The sequence below is a fragment of the Streptococcus sp. ZY171113 genome (genome assembly GCF_057748235.1).
In genome coordinates this window covers 1,662,806-1,677,564 of sequence record NZ_CM173243.1, presented here as the reverse complement: position 1 = coordinate 1,677,564, position 14,759 = coordinate 1,662,806, and the positions used below count along the sequence as shown (strand labels likewise).

Annotated in this window: 13 protein-coding genes; 6 read left to right on the top strand and 7 right to left on the bottom strand. The window is 48.6% G+C overall.

All coding sequences use genetic code 11. The features are described 5' to 3' along the window. Positions 1–39: 39 nt before the first annotated feature. Genes AC3ARB_RS07915 through murD form a run of 3 tightly spaced genes read right to left on the bottom strand, consistent with a single transcriptional unit; the run spans position 40 to position 3,569 of the window. Entirely contained in the window at positions 40–1,143 is a 1,104-nt protein-coding gene (locus AC3ARB_RS07915) for a cell division protein FtsQ/DivIB (RefSeq protein WP_488320034.1), read from the bottom strand. Then, on the bottom strand, positions 1,136–2,212 hold the full coding sequence (locus AC3ARB_RS07910; protein WP_488320033.1) for a UDP-N-acetylglucosamine--N-acetylmuramyl-(pentapeptide) pyrophosphoryl-undecaprenol N-acetylglucosamine transferase: 1,077 nt from the start codon (positions 2,210–2,212) through the stop codon (positions 1,136–1,138). The genes AC3ARB_RS07915 and AC3ARB_RS07910 overlap by 8 nt, the downstream gene beginning before the upstream one ends. Next, positions 2,205–3,569 carry a UDP-N-acetylmuramoyl-L-alanine--D-glutamate ligase gene (gene murD / locus AC3ARB_RS07905; protein WP_488320032.1) on the bottom strand — a complete coding sequence of 455 codons (1,365 nt, stop codon included), beginning with the start codon at positions 3,567–3,569 and terminating at the stop codon, positions 2,205–2,207. The genes AC3ARB_RS07910 and murD overlap by 8 nt, the downstream gene beginning before the upstream one ends. A 216-nt stretch (positions 3,570–3,785) precedes the next feature. On the opposite strand from murD, the gene AC3ARB_RS07900 reads away from it, so the two are divergent. Then, a complete protein-coding gene (locus AC3ARB_RS07900) occupies positions 3,786–7,283 on the top strand; it encodes a YSIRK-type signal peptide-containing protein (protein ID WP_488320031.1) in 3,498 nt (1,165 codons plus the stop codon). 128 nt (positions 7,284–7,411) lie between these two features. Continuing rightward, positions 7,412–7,654 carry a type B 50S ribosomal protein L31 gene (locus AC3ARB_RS07895; RefSeq protein ID WP_488320030.1) on the top strand — a complete coding sequence of 81 codons (243 nt, stop codon included), beginning with the start codon at positions 7,412–7,414 and terminating at the stop codon, positions 7,652–7,654. Between the two features lie 100 nt (positions 7,655–7,754). Here the strand turns inward: AC3ARB_RS07895 and AC3ARB_RS07890 are convergent, their stop codons facing one another. Both AC3ARB_RS07890 and AC3ARB_RS07885 read right to left on the bottom strand, forming a co-directional pair. Continuing rightward, positions 7,755–8,048, bottom strand: a complete 294-nt coding sequence (locus tag AC3ARB_RS07890) for a tyrosine-type recombinase/integrase (RefSeq protein WP_488320029.1) — start codon at positions 8,046–8,048, stop codon at positions 7,755–7,757. Positions 8,049–8,409: 361 nt separating this feature from the next. Next, positions 8,410–8,736: a helix-turn-helix domain-containing protein gene (locus tag AC3ARB_RS07885; protein ID WP_488320028.1), complete on the bottom strand. Its 327-nt coding sequence runs from the start codon at positions 8,734–8,736 to the stop codon at positions 8,410–8,412. A 374-nt stretch (positions 8,737–9,110) separates the two neighbouring features. On the opposite strand from AC3ARB_RS07885, the gene AC3ARB_RS07880 reads away from it, so the two are divergent. Continuing rightward, positions 9,111–9,593 (top strand): hypothetical protein, encoded by a 483-nt coding sequence (locus AC3ARB_RS07880; protein ID WP_488320027.1) that lies wholly within the window; start codon positions 9,111–9,113, stop codon positions 9,591–9,593. Between the two features lie 101 nt (positions 9,594–9,694). Next, positions 9,695–10,012: a hypothetical protein gene (locus AC3ARB_RS07875; protein ID WP_488320026.1), complete on the top strand. Its 318-nt coding sequence runs from the start codon at positions 9,695–9,697 to the stop codon at positions 10,010–10,012. A 162-nt stretch (positions 10,013–10,174) separates the two neighbouring features. On the opposite strand, the gene AC3ARB_RS07870 is transcribed toward AC3ARB_RS07875, so the two are convergent. Further along, complete coding sequence (locus tag AC3ARB_RS07870) at positions 10,175–10,282, bottom strand: putative holin-like toxin (protein WP_105125669.1); 108 nt, start codon at positions 10,280–10,282, stop codon at positions 10,175–10,177. Between the two features lie 675 nt (positions 10,283–10,957). On the opposite strand from AC3ARB_RS07870, the gene AC3ARB_RS07865 reads away from it, so the two are divergent. Both AC3ARB_RS07865 and AC3ARB_RS07860 read left to right on the top strand, forming a co-directional pair. After that, complete coding sequence (locus tag AC3ARB_RS07865; RefSeq protein WP_488320025.1) at positions 10,958–11,413, top strand: CtsR family transcriptional regulator; 456 nt, start codon at positions 10,958–10,960, stop codon at positions 11,411–11,413. A gap of 3 nt (positions 11,414–11,416) precedes the next feature. Next, complete coding sequence (locus AC3ARB_RS07860) at positions 11,417–13,873, top strand: ATP-dependent Clp protease ATP-binding subunit (protein ID WP_488320024.1); 2,457 nt, start codon at positions 11,417–11,419, stop codon at positions 13,871–13,873. A gap of 41 nt (positions 13,874–13,914) precedes the next feature. Here AC3ARB_RS07860 and AC3ARB_RS07855 read toward each other — a convergent pair whose 3' ends face one another. Further along, positions 13,915–14,757: a MetQ/NlpA family ABC transporter substrate-binding protein gene (locus AC3ARB_RS07855; RefSeq protein ID WP_488320023.1), complete on the bottom strand. Its 843-nt coding sequence runs from the start codon at positions 14,755–14,757 to the stop codon at positions 13,915–13,917. Positions 14,758–14,759 lie beyond the last annotated feature (2 nt).

Sequence of the window (14,759 nt, the reverse complement as noted above, 5' to 3'; positions counted from 1 at the left end):
CCCCTGTTTTTCAGGAGCTGGTTTTTGTTGTTGGTGAATTTAGTCAGAAGAGGACGAGGCGGTCGTTGAAGAGGAACTGGTTTCCGTCTGACTGCTACTAGCAGCTGTGCTGGCTGCTTGGCTGGCCAGGGCTTCCTGTTCTTTACGTTCCCGTTCTCTGCTGGCCTTGGTTTCAGAAGCCTGCGTTTCCAGTTCAGGGAAAGTGGTGTAGATTCCCACCTCCATGTCCACAATGGTTGGGTAAATCAAGTCTTTCTTAATGGATTGGTAGTAGGGAAGTTTTAAGGCGATTTCAGACAGGGGAACCCGGACCGTATGCCCCTCAGCCATGGTTAGAACGAGCAGGTCTTTTGTCGCCTGTGAATTGGCAAAGGTCAAGCCCTGAACGGAACTACGGAGTTCAGGAGTCAGGGTCATGAACTGACTGACAAAGCTAAGGCGGTCAGCCTCCTTTTCAAATGGCAAGGCCAAGGCCAATTCAGGCAGTTGGCCATCACCATAGGTCGCAATCAGGTGACCGTTTGCCAGGACAGGACGGTAGCCGTCCTTGGTTTGATTGTAGGCAATAATGGGAGACTCTTCCACCGAGATGTGAAAGGTGTTGGGAAAATCGTAGGTGATTTTAGCCGTTTTGACCCAAGGATTGTTTTTAGCGACGGCTTTCTCGTAGGCCTTGAGCCTGCCAATCAGGCTAGTGATGTAATCCTGATCCTTGATGCCTGTGGCCGTCACCACATCTGCTTGGGAAACATGATCATTGCCGGTGACTATAAAGGTCTTTTGCTTGCTATAAGGACTAATCATAAACAAGGACAAGAGCAAGACCAGGGCCGAAAGGAGCAAGAGGGGCAAGGCTTTTTTATCGGCACTTGACAGCAGGGTCTTCTTGGGCTTGACGGGCTTAGTTTTTGGACTAGCGGTACTTTTCCCTTTATCGGCACTTTTTTGAGGTGCTTTTTCATTGGATTTATTCAGCTGCTGCGTCAGTTGTTGGCGTTTCTCCTCTTGTTTTTGGGCTTCGGCTCGTTCCTGAGCAGCCTGACGTTCCAGCTTGCGTTGTTGGAACTCTAGGTTTCGTTTCTGCCACTCGGTTAAGGGTGGTTGTTCAGGGATTTTAGTCGCCTTTTTGGATTTCTTAGCCATGCCTCACCCCCATATCGGTCAAGAGCCGCCCATAGAAACTGCTTAGCGCCGTGATTTCTGGGCTTTGGGACATGGCAGAGCGGTAGGTGTTTTCTTGGCCCAAGAGTTTGTTGACGGCCTGATTCAGTTTGTTCAGCGTCAGCTCTTCCTCTTGAAGAACCGCAGCGTACCCCTTCTTCTCAAAGTAAGCCGCATTTTCCAACTGGTCACCTCGGCTGGCTGCCTTGCCAAGCGGGACGATGACATGGAGTTTTTGCATGGCCACCAGTTCAAAGAGGGTGTTGGAGCCGCCTCGGGTGACCACCACATCAGCCATATCTAGCAAGGGCAGGTAACGGTCGGTGGCATAATCCAGACGGTAAAGGTTTTGGCTGAGGGTGTTGAGGCTGCTGTCACCTGTCAGGTTGATAACGTTGTAAGACTGGGTCAGGCCAGGGTTCTGGCTGACAAAGTCATTGAAGACCTTGGCCCCAGCCGACCCCCCCACAAAGAGCAGGGTTTTCAGAGCAGGGTCAAAGTGAGCCTTAACCGCGGCCAAACTGTCAGCCAAATCGTCAGATAGCGACTGGTCAGCCACCTTGGTCACCGCCCCAACCTGTTCGACCTTGGGAGAGTTGATTTCAGGTTCAAAGGTCGTGTAGAGTTTGGTAGCAAATTTGAGGGCAATCTTGTTGGCTAGGCCCATGGACAAATCAGACTCGTGGATAAAGACTGGGATGCCCAGCACACGACTGGCCACAACTGGTGGCACCGACACAAAACCGCCTTTAGAAAAGAGGGCCTGGGGCCGAACCTTGGCCAAGATGCCCAGCGACTGCAAGACCCCAAAGGCCACCTTGAAGATGTCCATCAGGTTCTGCCAGCTGAAATAGCGGCGGAGTTTACCAGTCGCAATGCCATGGAAGGTCACTGGGTGACCTGATTGGCTGATTTGTTGGTGCTCGACACCCTTTTTATCACCGATGTAATGGACCTCAAAACCGTCAGCGATGAGCAGAGGGATCAGTAGGAGGTTGAGGGTCACGTGGCCAACGGTCCCACCGCCTGTTAGAACAATCTTCTTAGACATGTTGACCTCCCTTGAGCTGGTCAACAGTTTTCAGGAAATCGTCGCCCCGCTCTTCAAAGTTCTTGTACATGTCCCAGCTGGCACAGGCTGGGCTAAAGAGGACCACGTCACCTGCCTCAGCCTGGGCAAAGGCCTCCTTGGCTGCCTCTGAGACGGAAGTCACCTGACTGTAAGCCACACCAGCCTGTTCACAAGTTGCAATCAATTTAGGAGCGGATTGACCCAAAACCACCATGTGTTTGAGGTTCTGGATGTCTGGCAAGAGCTCATCAAATCCATTGCCTCGGTCCAGACCACCCGCAATCAGGACAACCTTGCTCTTGTCAAAACCAGACAGGGCCATCTGGGCAGCCAGGATATTGGTGGACTTGCTGTCGTTGTAGAAGGTGACCCCGTCAATGGTTGTCACCTGCTGGAGGCGGTGCTTGACCCCGCCGAAACCGCTGAGGGCGGAAACGATGGCCTCGTTGGGCAGGCCTGACAATTTAGCGACTGTAATGGTTGCCAGGGCATTTTCCACGTTGTGGCTGCCTGGGACGCCAATTTTATCAGCTGGCATGATGGCTTCTCCTCGGAAATAGAGGTGACCGTCCATCAGGTAAGCCCCGTCCACCTGCTGGGTGCTAGAAAATGGGACCACCGTGGCTTGGGTTTTCTGCGCCAGCTCTTTTGCCAAGGGCTGTTCCCAGTTAAGGACCAAGTAGTCGTCGGCTGTCATGCGGTTTTGGAGGTTCCACTTGGCCGCCACGTAGTTATCAAAGTCGCCGTGGTAGTCGATGTGGCTGGCCACTAGGTTGGTGATGACGGCAATGTGAGGGCGGAAGCTGTCTGTGCCCATGAGCTGGAAGCTAGACAGTTCCATAATCAGGGTGTCGTCAGCGGTCGCGGTCTGAGCCACCTCGCTGGCTGGGAAACCGATGTTGCCAGAGAGCAGACCTCGGCGGCCAGCTGCTTCAAATGTCTCGGCAATCATGGTTGTGGTTGTGGTCTTGCCGTTGGAGCCTGTGATGGCCACAATCGGCGCCTGAGAAATCAGGTAGGCCAGCTCGACCTCAGTGTAGATGGGCAGGCCCTTTTCCAGGGCTTTTTGAACCATGGGGTTGCTATAAGGAATGCCTGGGTTTTTGACCATGAGGGCAAAGTCCTCGTCCAAGAGGTCAATCGGGTGGCTACCGCAGACCACCTTGATGCCTGCTTCGAGGAGGTTTTGGGCGTCTGGGTTTTCCTCAAAGGGCTTACTGTCATTGACGGTGACAATGGCCCCCAGCTTGTCTAGGAGGCGGGCTGCTGCCACGCCAGAGCGGGCCAGGCCCAGAACAAGGACTTTTTGATTTTGAAATGTTGTGATTGGGTTCATGTCTTCTTCCATTCTATACAAGATGCCCTTTTATTTTACCATAATTTAGAGGGAAAGGGTAATGAGAAGTTGGTGGCCAGTTTGATTTGGATAGGCAAACGAATGACGTTCTGTCAGATAGCAAGCCCAGAAATTTCTGAACGATTCTGACTATTGGTTGACAAAATCATCGGGGGGGGTATAATAGGAATGATATAATGTTTAGGAGTTTAGCTTATGATGAAGAAACGTCGTTTGTTTGATCTTGCCCAGCGGTTCTCACTGAGAAAATCCAGTCTGGGGACTGCCAGCGTTCTCTTGGGGACCGTGGCCCTCTTGGGAACTGGTGTGACCGTTCAGGCGGAAGATATGGCCCCTGTGGATCAGACCACCCAGCAGGACTGTGAGTGCAATCTAGACCAGACCAAGGAGAGTTTAGACCAGGAAATCAGCCAGCAGGAGCAGGCTCTGGGGCAAACAGAGGCAGCACTCGCTACTGTGACTGGGGAAATTAGCCAGACGGAGCAAGCCATCTCAAGTTTGACCGCTAACCCAGGACCATCAGAAGAGGCCATTCAGACTGACCTAGACAGCAACCAGGCTCAGCAGGCTAACACCAGCCAGATGACTAGCCTGGCTACCACGGCTTTGGCAGATTTGGAGCAGGCCCAACCAGAGGCTCAAGCCAAGCGTGACCAGGCGGCCCAAGACCTGGCCCAGTTGGTGGCGACTGATCAGGCTGAGAAAGCTGTCCAGGCCGAGAATGCTTCAAAAATTTCTGAACTCAAAGAAAAAATCGCAGGGGTTGAGGCAGCTATCGCTGAGGCCAAGAGTTGGGTGGATGCCAACGAATCGGTACCAGTTATCCATGATTTGGTCTTACCAGATGGTCGGAGCTACTTTGAGGCGGTGCCTCCTGAGGCTCAGGTGACGGACATTGAGTACCGCCGTTACCTCTATAAGACCCTGGAGGCGGAGTTGGAAGATAGCCGAGCTTACTTTGCAGAAACAGGTAAGACAGCGGTTGTTCGTCGGACATCAGGGATTTACGAGGACTTTTTCGCTGATCGCTCTCGTCGGTCATGGGCGGTGGAAAGTGTCCGTTACAGCGGTGCACCTGTTCGTGTTGAGCAACCCTACAACCCTGACTATAAGCCAGACCTGCGTCAGGTGTCTCAGCACACGGTGGACTACATTAAGGAACTTCGTGCCCTCAACGGCATTTCCTTTGAAAACATTGTGGTGACTGATGATGCCCTGGCTTATGCCCAGTTCCGTGCAGATGAGCTCAACAAGGGCCTGATTCCCGATAAGAAAGATCGCCATAGCACCAACAACCTCAAGACGCCAGGTGGCAACGATCGGGTGACGGAAAACCTGGCCTTTTCCACTACCCCTCTTCGCCACCTGAACGACCAGTTTATCCACAGCGACCGGGAACTGGCCTACTATCTGCTCATGCAGTGGTTCGCCGAGTACACCAATACTAAGCCCAGCTTTGGTCACGCTAAAAACCTGCTCAACCTCAATAATGTGGCCTTGGGTATGGGGGCGGCAGGCGGGGACTTCAGCTATACTCTGACCAGCCTGCCAGGTCTATCACCTACTTTGGCGGACAAAGGGGTATTTGGGAATCCTGATGATACTAGGGTAAGTCTTGAAGAGTTTAAAACCTCTAGTACAGATGGGGATAGAACGAGGTTGAATGTCAATATCTTTACTAAAGCCCAATCATTTGAGAAAGTCTCAAAAATTGAGTATGAAGGCACTAGCTTTTATTTTGCTCCTGAAAGTAGTGCTTTTTCAAAAGTAGCACAACATATCCATGATGATAAAACTGATATGATTGGTGGTTTGCCTGTCAAACGAGCATTTCACGGGGAGCTTCCAAATGGAACGGGTGTCAATGCTAGACATTTTCCGATTACTTCCGAGTTTTTGATAGAACATAAACACTTCTCAAAAGTATTTGCCTTAACTGATGATGGTCAGTGGTTTGTATATACTATGTTTGGAAATGAACCTGACGACATACAGCAAATTGACCCCCTTATTGAGACACAAGAGGTGAAGCACTATTGGGGAGATGATATTGTCTCTACTTCCAGTTCGCCTGCTCAATTCCTTCCTCAGACCACCTTTATCTATCCTGTTGAGCCAGAGCGTTTTGAGGAGACCATGACTAAGATTGAGCAGCAGGTTTTCCAGACCCGTCAGATTGTGACCACCATGGTTTTGAACGCCAAGTCACCGACAGGCAAGGAGTTGAACCGCCTGCAGGAGGAGTTGGCCAAGCTAGAGAACTTGACTGCTAGCACCGTGACCCCAGCCCAGTTGGCAGCTGCTCAGGAAGCCTTAGCGATTGCTGATAAGGCCCTGTCCCAGCTTGGAGAGGACAAGACCAAGCTTAGGGCAAGTCTAGACCAACTCAGCCAACAGGAGCAGATTTTAAAAGCTGAGGAGCAAGCCCTCCGTCAGGCCCTAGCTACCGCTAACCAACTGGCTGCGAATCTGGCCAAGCGTCAGGCTGACCTGACGGACTTGAAACAAGAAAAAGCCAAACTGGAGGCAGATTATCAGGCTATTTTGGCCACCCTAGAGGCCCTGCGGACCAAGCGAGACTTGTGCCTGGCCTTGGCCAACCAAGTTAAGGAAGAGACCGCCATTCCAACAGAGGCACCGACCGCCGACCCCCTGCCCGAGTATGTGTTCAACCCAACAGACTTTGCTGATGTTATGCCAGAGGACAAGACCGCCATTCCAACAGAAGCACCGACCGCCGACCCTCTACCCGAGTATGTGTTCAACCCATCCGACTTTGCCGATGTTTTGCCAGAGGACAAGACCGCCATCCCAACGGAGGCACCGACCGCCGACCCCCTGCCCGAGTATGTGTTCAATCCAGGCGATTTTGCTGATGTTATGCCAGAGGATAAGACCGCCATTCCAACGGAAGCCCCGACAGCCGACCCCCTGCCCGAGTATGTGTTCAACCCATCCGACTTTGCCGATGTTTTGCCACAGGAGGAGACCGCTATTCCAACGGAAGCTCCAGCAGCAGCCCCCCTGCCCGAGTATGTGTTCAACCCATCCGACTTTGCTGATGTTCTGCCAGAGGATAAGACTGCTATTCCAACGGAGGCTCCGACAGCCGACCCTCTGCCTGAGTATGTGTTCAACTCAGCCGACTTTGCTGATGTTATGCCAGAGGATAAGACCGCTATTCCAACGGAGGCTCCGACCGCAGAACCCCTGCCTGAGTATGTGTTCAACCCATCCGACTTTGCTGATGTTATGCCACAGGAGCAGACCGCTATTCCAGATACAGCCCCTACCGTAGACCCTCTGCCTGAGTATGTGTTCAACCCAACAGACTTTGCTGATGTTATGCCAGAGGACAAGACCGCCATTCCAACGGAGGCTCCGACCGCCGACCCTCTGCCAGAGGAGGAGACAGTAGTTTCAGATACTGCTCCGACGACGGAGCCATTGTCAGGAACTCTCCAAAGTTTGATAGCTGGTAAGGAGACGAAAACCTCAGAGGTGTCAGTCCAGTCTGCCCCAGCAGTCATGGCCGTTCCAGTTACTAGTTCCACACCGCAGTTCAAAGAGCAGGTGGCTACCCCAGCTCTGCCAAATACAGGAGAGCTGGATGGTATTGTTCCTTTGATTGGTGCTTTCTTATTCAACACAGGTCTAGTTGGTATGGCACGAACCAAGCAACGGGAGGACTAGGACAAGGTGACTGGCAAATAAATTGGTAAAAAGTGGGTAAATCTCTTGCCAAGCTCTGCTATTTTTGATAAAATATAATGGTTAATAACTATGGCTCGCAAAGGGCTATGGCAGAAAGGACCATTAACATGAAAAAAGACATCCATCCAGATTACCGTCCAGTTGTTTTCCTTGACACAACGACTGGTTACCAATTCCTTAGCGGTTCTACTAAGCCGTCTAAAGAAACTGTAGAATTTGAGGGCGAAACTTACCCACTTATCCGTGTGGAAATTTCATCTGACTCTCACCCATTCTACACTGGCCGTCAAAAGTTCACTCAAGCAGATGGCCGCGTGGACAAGTTCAACAAAAAATACGGTCTCAAATAAGAAACCCTATTTACAGTACAGAACTGTTGCCAGTAAGCCTCTTCCGAGACATCGGGAGAGGCTTCTTTGGTGCGTGATGGTTATTTTGATTGCCATCAGCCTACATACTCATGAATTGAGCAAACTTTTGAGCGGTTTGCTCTTTTACTTCCTTTGTCACATGGGCGTAGATATTCATGGTTGTCTTTATATCTTCGTGACCCAAACGCTCTTGTACTTCTTTTACTGTAGCTCCAGCTTCAAAACGTAAACTACAATGCGTATGCGGAAACCCTTGAGGCGTAATCTTTTTAAGACCGTACTTCTTCAAAATTACCTTTAGATGATAGTTGATGTAATCAAAACTACGAGGCTGACCATCGAGATTGACAAAGACCAAACCATCATCTTTCAAGCGAGTAGGAAAGGCTTGCTCTTTCCGATAACGTTGCCACTTCTTTAATTTAGCTACAGTGATAGGGTCTCAGGCTCTTTATTTTCACATGTTACAAAATACTGATGATGACGGTGTATGTGAAGCCTACATGATATTACGATTGACAGGACTAAAATCAGCTATCTTAAATACTCTAGAAAAAGCAGGGCTTGTAACAGAGTTAAACGATAAGTCTGTTTACCACATTACTCATTTTCAAGAGCAAAACTTTATAGATAAACGGAGATACCATCAAACCCGATATGTAAATCTACTCGATGCACATGGTATCATTTATCTAAAATACCACTTGATTCATTTGAACATCAAGTGGTATTTTCTATTCTTCAAGCAAGCTAATAAGAGCCTTGATTTTTTTCTCTTGCTTATCCTTAGGTAGTCTAGAGATAGTTACAAGTAATTCTTCAATCAGTGCTGTATCAGCCTGAATGTCGAAATTGAAAAATTCACTATAGGTTAGCTCTAACGATTTTAGTAATAATTCCAAAGTTTCTAAACGTGCGGTATGCCTGTAGTTCTCCAACTTATTAACATATTTTACATCTAGCCCTGAAGCATGAGAAAGGGCTTCCTGGGTTAATCCTTTATGCTTTCTTAACTCTTTGACCCTATCGGCTACAAACCGTGATAAATTGTTGTTCTCCATGATATTATCCTCTGAACCTAGAATAACATCGACTTTGATTAAAATATATCCACAATTTCAGAACAATTTTATTATTAGTTCTGTTTTTAGAACCTTTGTGATATAATGTAGAAAATAGAGTAGATGAAGTTTTGAGTAAAACCCCTATTTTCAATAATTACTATTCAAACTAAAACTTAAATAGGCTTGTTGTTAAGCCGTTTTATAATCAAAGTGGGGTCTATCTTAAAATAGGAATTTAGAGGAGAAAGCATGGCAAGTTTTGAAATTATGAAACCTACAAAACTCTATCTAAAACTATCAAGAATAAAAATAGCTATCGCAAACCTTTAGCCATTATCATAAAATTACAAACTTTTTGAAGGAGAAAAAACATGAAACAATATAAAAAAATCGCTTTACTTACTTTGGCTTCCTTAACTTTAGTAGTTGGATGTGGTAAAAATGATAGCAGTACAGCAGACTCAAAAACAGATACAGTTGAAACTACACAGAGTGTAGAAAAAACAAGTACAACGGAAACCGGACAGAGTGGAGAGACTGTTGAGTTTTTTGCACCAGGTAGCTATAAAGTTCCTACTGACATCCAACCAGGTTCTTACTATGTCGTTTTGACGGATATACAATATTCGGCAGATGATGAAGCTAAAAATGCTTACGCCACTGTTGAGGTATTCACATCTGGTGATAAGTCAAAAGTTTTTGAAATGATTGAGGAAGTTGGGAAACCATATCGTGTGAACCTTGAAGAAGGCGATAAAATTACTTTTGATGAGGGGTATGACCCAACAGGATGGACGGTAACTTTCTTTACAGCAGATGATTATAAGGAGTACCAAAAATCTGAAAAAAAGTAACAACAGCTAGTAGTAAAGCATCATCTACTAGCTCAACTTCAAGCCAATCATCAACGCAACCTTCTACTAGCACCAGTACCACAGAAGCAAGTACAGCCCCTGTGACAAAACCTTCTACTGGGCCAGTAACAGATGCAGATATTGAAGCTATCAAAACTTATAACGACTACATTGAAATTTATGGAAAAATTGTTAACAATTACTATGATAATGCTCAGAAAAAATTAGACGAATATGGTCTTAGTGACGACGCTACTTTTCAAAGCATGAAGGAAGGTATAGACCAAGGCGTCCAACAACAAAAAGACGCCTATGGTAGTATGGGAACTAAGAAGCTAATGGGTAAAGAGGAACTCGTTAAATTCTTGAAAGAATACCGAGATGAGTTACAAACATTTGTTGATTCAATTGGGCAATAATTTCGTACACAATTTAGTTCTCACTTGCAAATTCCCCACCAATAGCTTATAATGGAATTATAAAAGGGAGTTGCTCCAACAACTCCCAGTGTAAATCCGTTTAAGACGGTAGCTAAGTTTTAGATTAAGAAATAACCGTCAACTCGCTAAAGTTTGAGACGGTTATTTCTTTTTATCATTCAGCTTAATAAGGACAATAATCAGCGATAAGAGACTGAGGACAAAGCCACCGAACTCCAACATCAACTGTAAAGCCTCTGCTGTGGACAAAAGAGCTACTCCTTTCTACCCAGATTTTAGCACTTACTTTCATAAGCACCACCACCTTTCTACGAAACTCGTAGCTACCGTCATAACTTATTTACTGCTCCATTATACCACGGCTAAATCATTTCTTCAAATGGATTCCTTTTATCTGCCGACAAGACTTTAGTTTTTGATTGCCAAAATGATTGCCATCTCAATGAAGTGATGATAGCAGACGACAACCATTTTTAGCTTAATACCTGATAAGATTGCCTTTCTAAGTTTATTGAAAACTGATGACCGACTAACTGATAATAAATACGGTCTCAAATAAGAAACCCTATTTACAGTACAGAACTGTTGCCAGTAAGCCTCTTCCGAGACATCGGAGGAGGCTTTTTTGGTGCGTGATGGCTATTGTATCTGTTGTCATCTTGTAAAGGTTCCATCAGTAGCTCCCGTTTAGCAATAGAAGAGTTTGACGAAAGAGTGAACCGCCATTGTTTCATTGGCTTGCCTGTTCGATAGGATTTTAGTAGAGTACCGTCGCTGTTTTATATTGTAGCAACTTTTATTAGAGAGCTGATGTTTGCTTTGTTTTGAAGTTGGAAAGGGGCTGTTAGCCACACTTCATTTTACAAGGGGGCAAAATTTTTGGTATAATAGGAAGGTCAAAGATAGTCAAGGAAGGAAGGGCCGATGACAGCGAAAAGCACCTCAGACCAGATTGAAGCCTACATCAGAGCCTTGGTTGAACAGGCAGGCTGGGCAGAGCTCAAACGTTGCCAGCTGGCAGATCGTTTTTGTGTTGTGCCCAGTCAGATTAACTATGTCATCAAGACACGATTTACAGAGAAACAGGGTTATCTAGTGGAAAGTAAGCGTGGTGGGGCTGGTTACATTCGTATTGCCCGCCTGACTTTTTCTGACCAGCATCAGCTGCTCAGGCACCTTCTGGCTGAGGTGGGAGAACAGGTCAGTGAACAGGTTTGGGGTCAGGTGCTAACCTACTTGTCTGACGAGGGCATCATGACCCAACGGGAGACCCAGCTGGTGGCTAGTCTGGCCAGCGATGGGGTTTTGGGCCAGGAGGCTGCTCAGTTGAGGGCCAAGATGCTCTGCCACCTTTTGCAACAATTAGACCGAAAAGGATAAGCGATGAACTATTCACAGAAATTAACGGATATTTTGCTGGTTGCCCAACGTCAGGCAGCCCGTTACGAGAGTGCCTACCTGGAGTCTTGGCACCTGCTTTTGGCCATGGTGATTGTCCAGGATTCAGTGGCCGGCATGGTTTTTGCAGAGTTTGAAGAAAAGGGTCTGTCCTATGCGGATTATGAAGCGGCAGCTATTTTGACCCTAGAAAGTGTCCCTAAGCAAGAGTTCCCTGAAGACTTTGATCCTCGTCCTTGGTCTCGTGTGGTGGACTTGCTCTTGGCTGATGCGGCAACCATAGCAGAGCTGACTGAGAGCACTGAGGTGGGAAGTCAGCACTTGCTCTTTGCCATGTTGATTAACAAGGTTCTTTTACCAATGCAGTTGTTAGCCATGCTTGGCTTTGAGGAACAGGCAGGTGAGCGTCCAGGTGTCAGTTTGTCAGCTTTGCGTCGGGCCTTGGAACATCAAGCAGGTGTCACCAAGGAACAAATCAAGGCCATCTACGAATTAAAACGGCCTAAAAAACTGCCTAATCTCAACATGAACATGATGGGAGGCAGTCTGCCCACTCCAATCGGGGAGTTGGAGGACTATACCAAGGACTTGACCCAGCAAGTGCGTCAGGGGTTGATTGACCCTGTTCTGGGGCGGGACAAGGAAATTGCCCGCATGGTTCAGGTCCTTAGCAGAAAGACCAAAAACAACCCTGTTCTGGTTGGTGAAGCGGGTGTCGGAAAGACTGCCCTAGCCTATGGCCTGGCCCAGCGGATTGTCCATGGTGAAGTGCCTTACGAGCTTCTCAACAAGCGGGTCTTGGAACTGGACATGACCACAGTGGTTGCGGGTACCCGTTTCCGCGGAGATTTTGAAGAGCGGATGACCCAAATCATTGCCGATATCGAAGAGGCAGGTGATGTGATTGTCTTTGTGGATGAGGTTCATACCATTATGGGATCTGGAGCTGGGATTGACAGCACCCTGGATGCGGCCAATATCCTCAAGCCAGCCCTGTCTCGTGGGACCCTCCATATGGTCGGGGCAACCACCCTCAGCGAATACCAGAAGCACATCGAAAAAGATGCGGCCCTGTCTCGGCGTTTTGCTAAGATTTTGGTAGAAGAGCCGAGCTTGGAAGACAGTTTGGAGATTCTCCACGGGCTCAAGGCCTCCTACGAGGATTACCATCATCTGACCATCACTGATGAGGCGGTTGAGACGGCGGTCAAGTATGCCAAACGCTACTTGACCAGCAAGAACCTGCCAGATTCAGCCATTGACCTCTTGGATGAGGCCTCAGCCAGGGTTCAAGGCCTCTTGAAAAAAGAAGAGCTTCCTGTCTTGTCTGACCAAGACCAGGCCATCCTAGCTGGTGATTTCAAGAGCCTGGCCAAACTGCTCAAGGCAGCCAGCAAGCAGGTTGACCAGCGACCATCAGCAACCGTGACCAGGGAGGTTATCTTGGATACCCTCAGCCAGCTGACGGGCATTCCAGTTGGCAAGATGACTCAGGCCGATAGCCTCAAGTACCTCAATCTGGAAAAAGAACTCCACAAGCGGGTTATTGGTCAGGACCAGGCCATCTCAGCGGTCAGTCGGGCCATTCGCCGCAACCAATCTGGCCTACGGACCGGCAAGCGGCCAATCGGTTCCTTCATGTTCCTAGGGCCAACAGGTGTCGGAAAGACGGAATTAGCCAAGGCCTTGGCTGAAGTCCTTTTTGATGACCAATCAGCCCTGATTCGCTTTGACATGAGTGAATACATGGAGAAATTTGCGGCCAGCCGCCTCAACGGTGCCCCTCCAGGTTACGTTGGCTACGATGAGGGCGGTGAGCTGACGGAGAAGGTCCGTAACAAGCCTTACTCAGTCCTCCTCTTTGATGAGGTGGAGAAAGCCCACCCCGATGTCTTCAACATGTTCCTCCAGCTCCTGGATGATGGTCAGTTGACAGACACCAAGGGCCGCCAGGTGGACTTTAGTAACACCGTGGTTATCATGACCTCCAACTTAGGAGCGACAGCCATTCGGGACGACAAAACCGTCGGTTTCGGGGCCAAGGACCTGTCTCAGGACCAGTCCGCTATGGAAAAACGGATTTTCGAGGAGCTTAAAAAGGCCTATCGCCCAGAGTTCCTCAACCGAATTGACGAGAAACTGGTCTTCCATAGCCTGACAGAGCCTCAACTTCACGAGATTGCGGCCATTATGGTTCAGCCGCTGGTGCGGCAAATGGCAGAGCTGGGCATGACGCTCAAGATTCAGCCAACAGCCATCAAGCACCTGGCCAAGGACGGCTACGACAGCGAGCTGGGCGCCCGTCCGCTCCGTCGTACCATCCAGACCCAAGTCGAAGACAAGTTGGCCGAGCTCATCCTCTCAGGAGAGCTCAAGGCTGGCCAAACCCTCAAAATCGGCCTCAGTAAGGGCCAGCTGACCTTTACCAAGTCGGTATCATGATAAAAAAAACACCTGATTTCCAGGTGTTTTTTGCGTCTAGCCTAGAAGGCTGGTTGAGCGTGACCTTTGAGGTTGGTGTCGATGAAGTCCTTGATTTCATCGCTAGTCAGGGCTTCTTGGACGGCCTTAACGGCATCGCTGTCCTTGTTGTCTGCTCGAGCAACCAGGGAAACGGCAAAGGTGTTGTCGCTGACGTCTTCAAAAATCAGGCCGTTGTCAGCTGGGGTCAAGCCGATTTTGCTGATGTAGGCAGGGTAGTTGAAGACCATGGCTTTCTCGTTGTAGGCCTCGTTGAGGTTGAGGAGGCTGATTGGTGAGAAGGTCAGGTTTTTAGGATTTTCAGTGATGTCATCAAGGGTAACGGTGTAGCTGTCCTTGCCCAGTTTGATAATCTCGTGCTTGGCCAAGAGGCGAAGGGCTCGAGCCATGTTGGTTGGGTCGCTTGGGATAGCCACATCAGCACCATCAGGCAAGTTGGTGATGTCGCTGAAGTCCTTAGCATAGAAGGACACGTTGGCGTTGTAAATCGGTTGAACCTGAACCAATTCAGCCCCATTTCCCTCGTTGAAGAGTTCCATAAATGGCTTGTGTTGGAAGAAGTTGGCATCAACTTCCTTGTTGTGGAGGGCCACGTTGGCCTGAACGTTGTCAGAAACCTTGACGATTTCCAGGGCATAGCCCTCTTTTTCCAAATCGTCCACAATCAATTCCAACATGTCAGTCATGGGTGAGGTGTGGGAAGCAACCTTGACCACAACAGGTTCTTTTGGTGCTTCAGATGACGCTGCTGAACTTGAAGCGGCCGTGTCGGCAGACTGGCTACCACAGGCAGCAAGGGTTGCAGCTGAGAAGAGGGTCAGGGCAGAGAGCATCAATTTTTTCATGG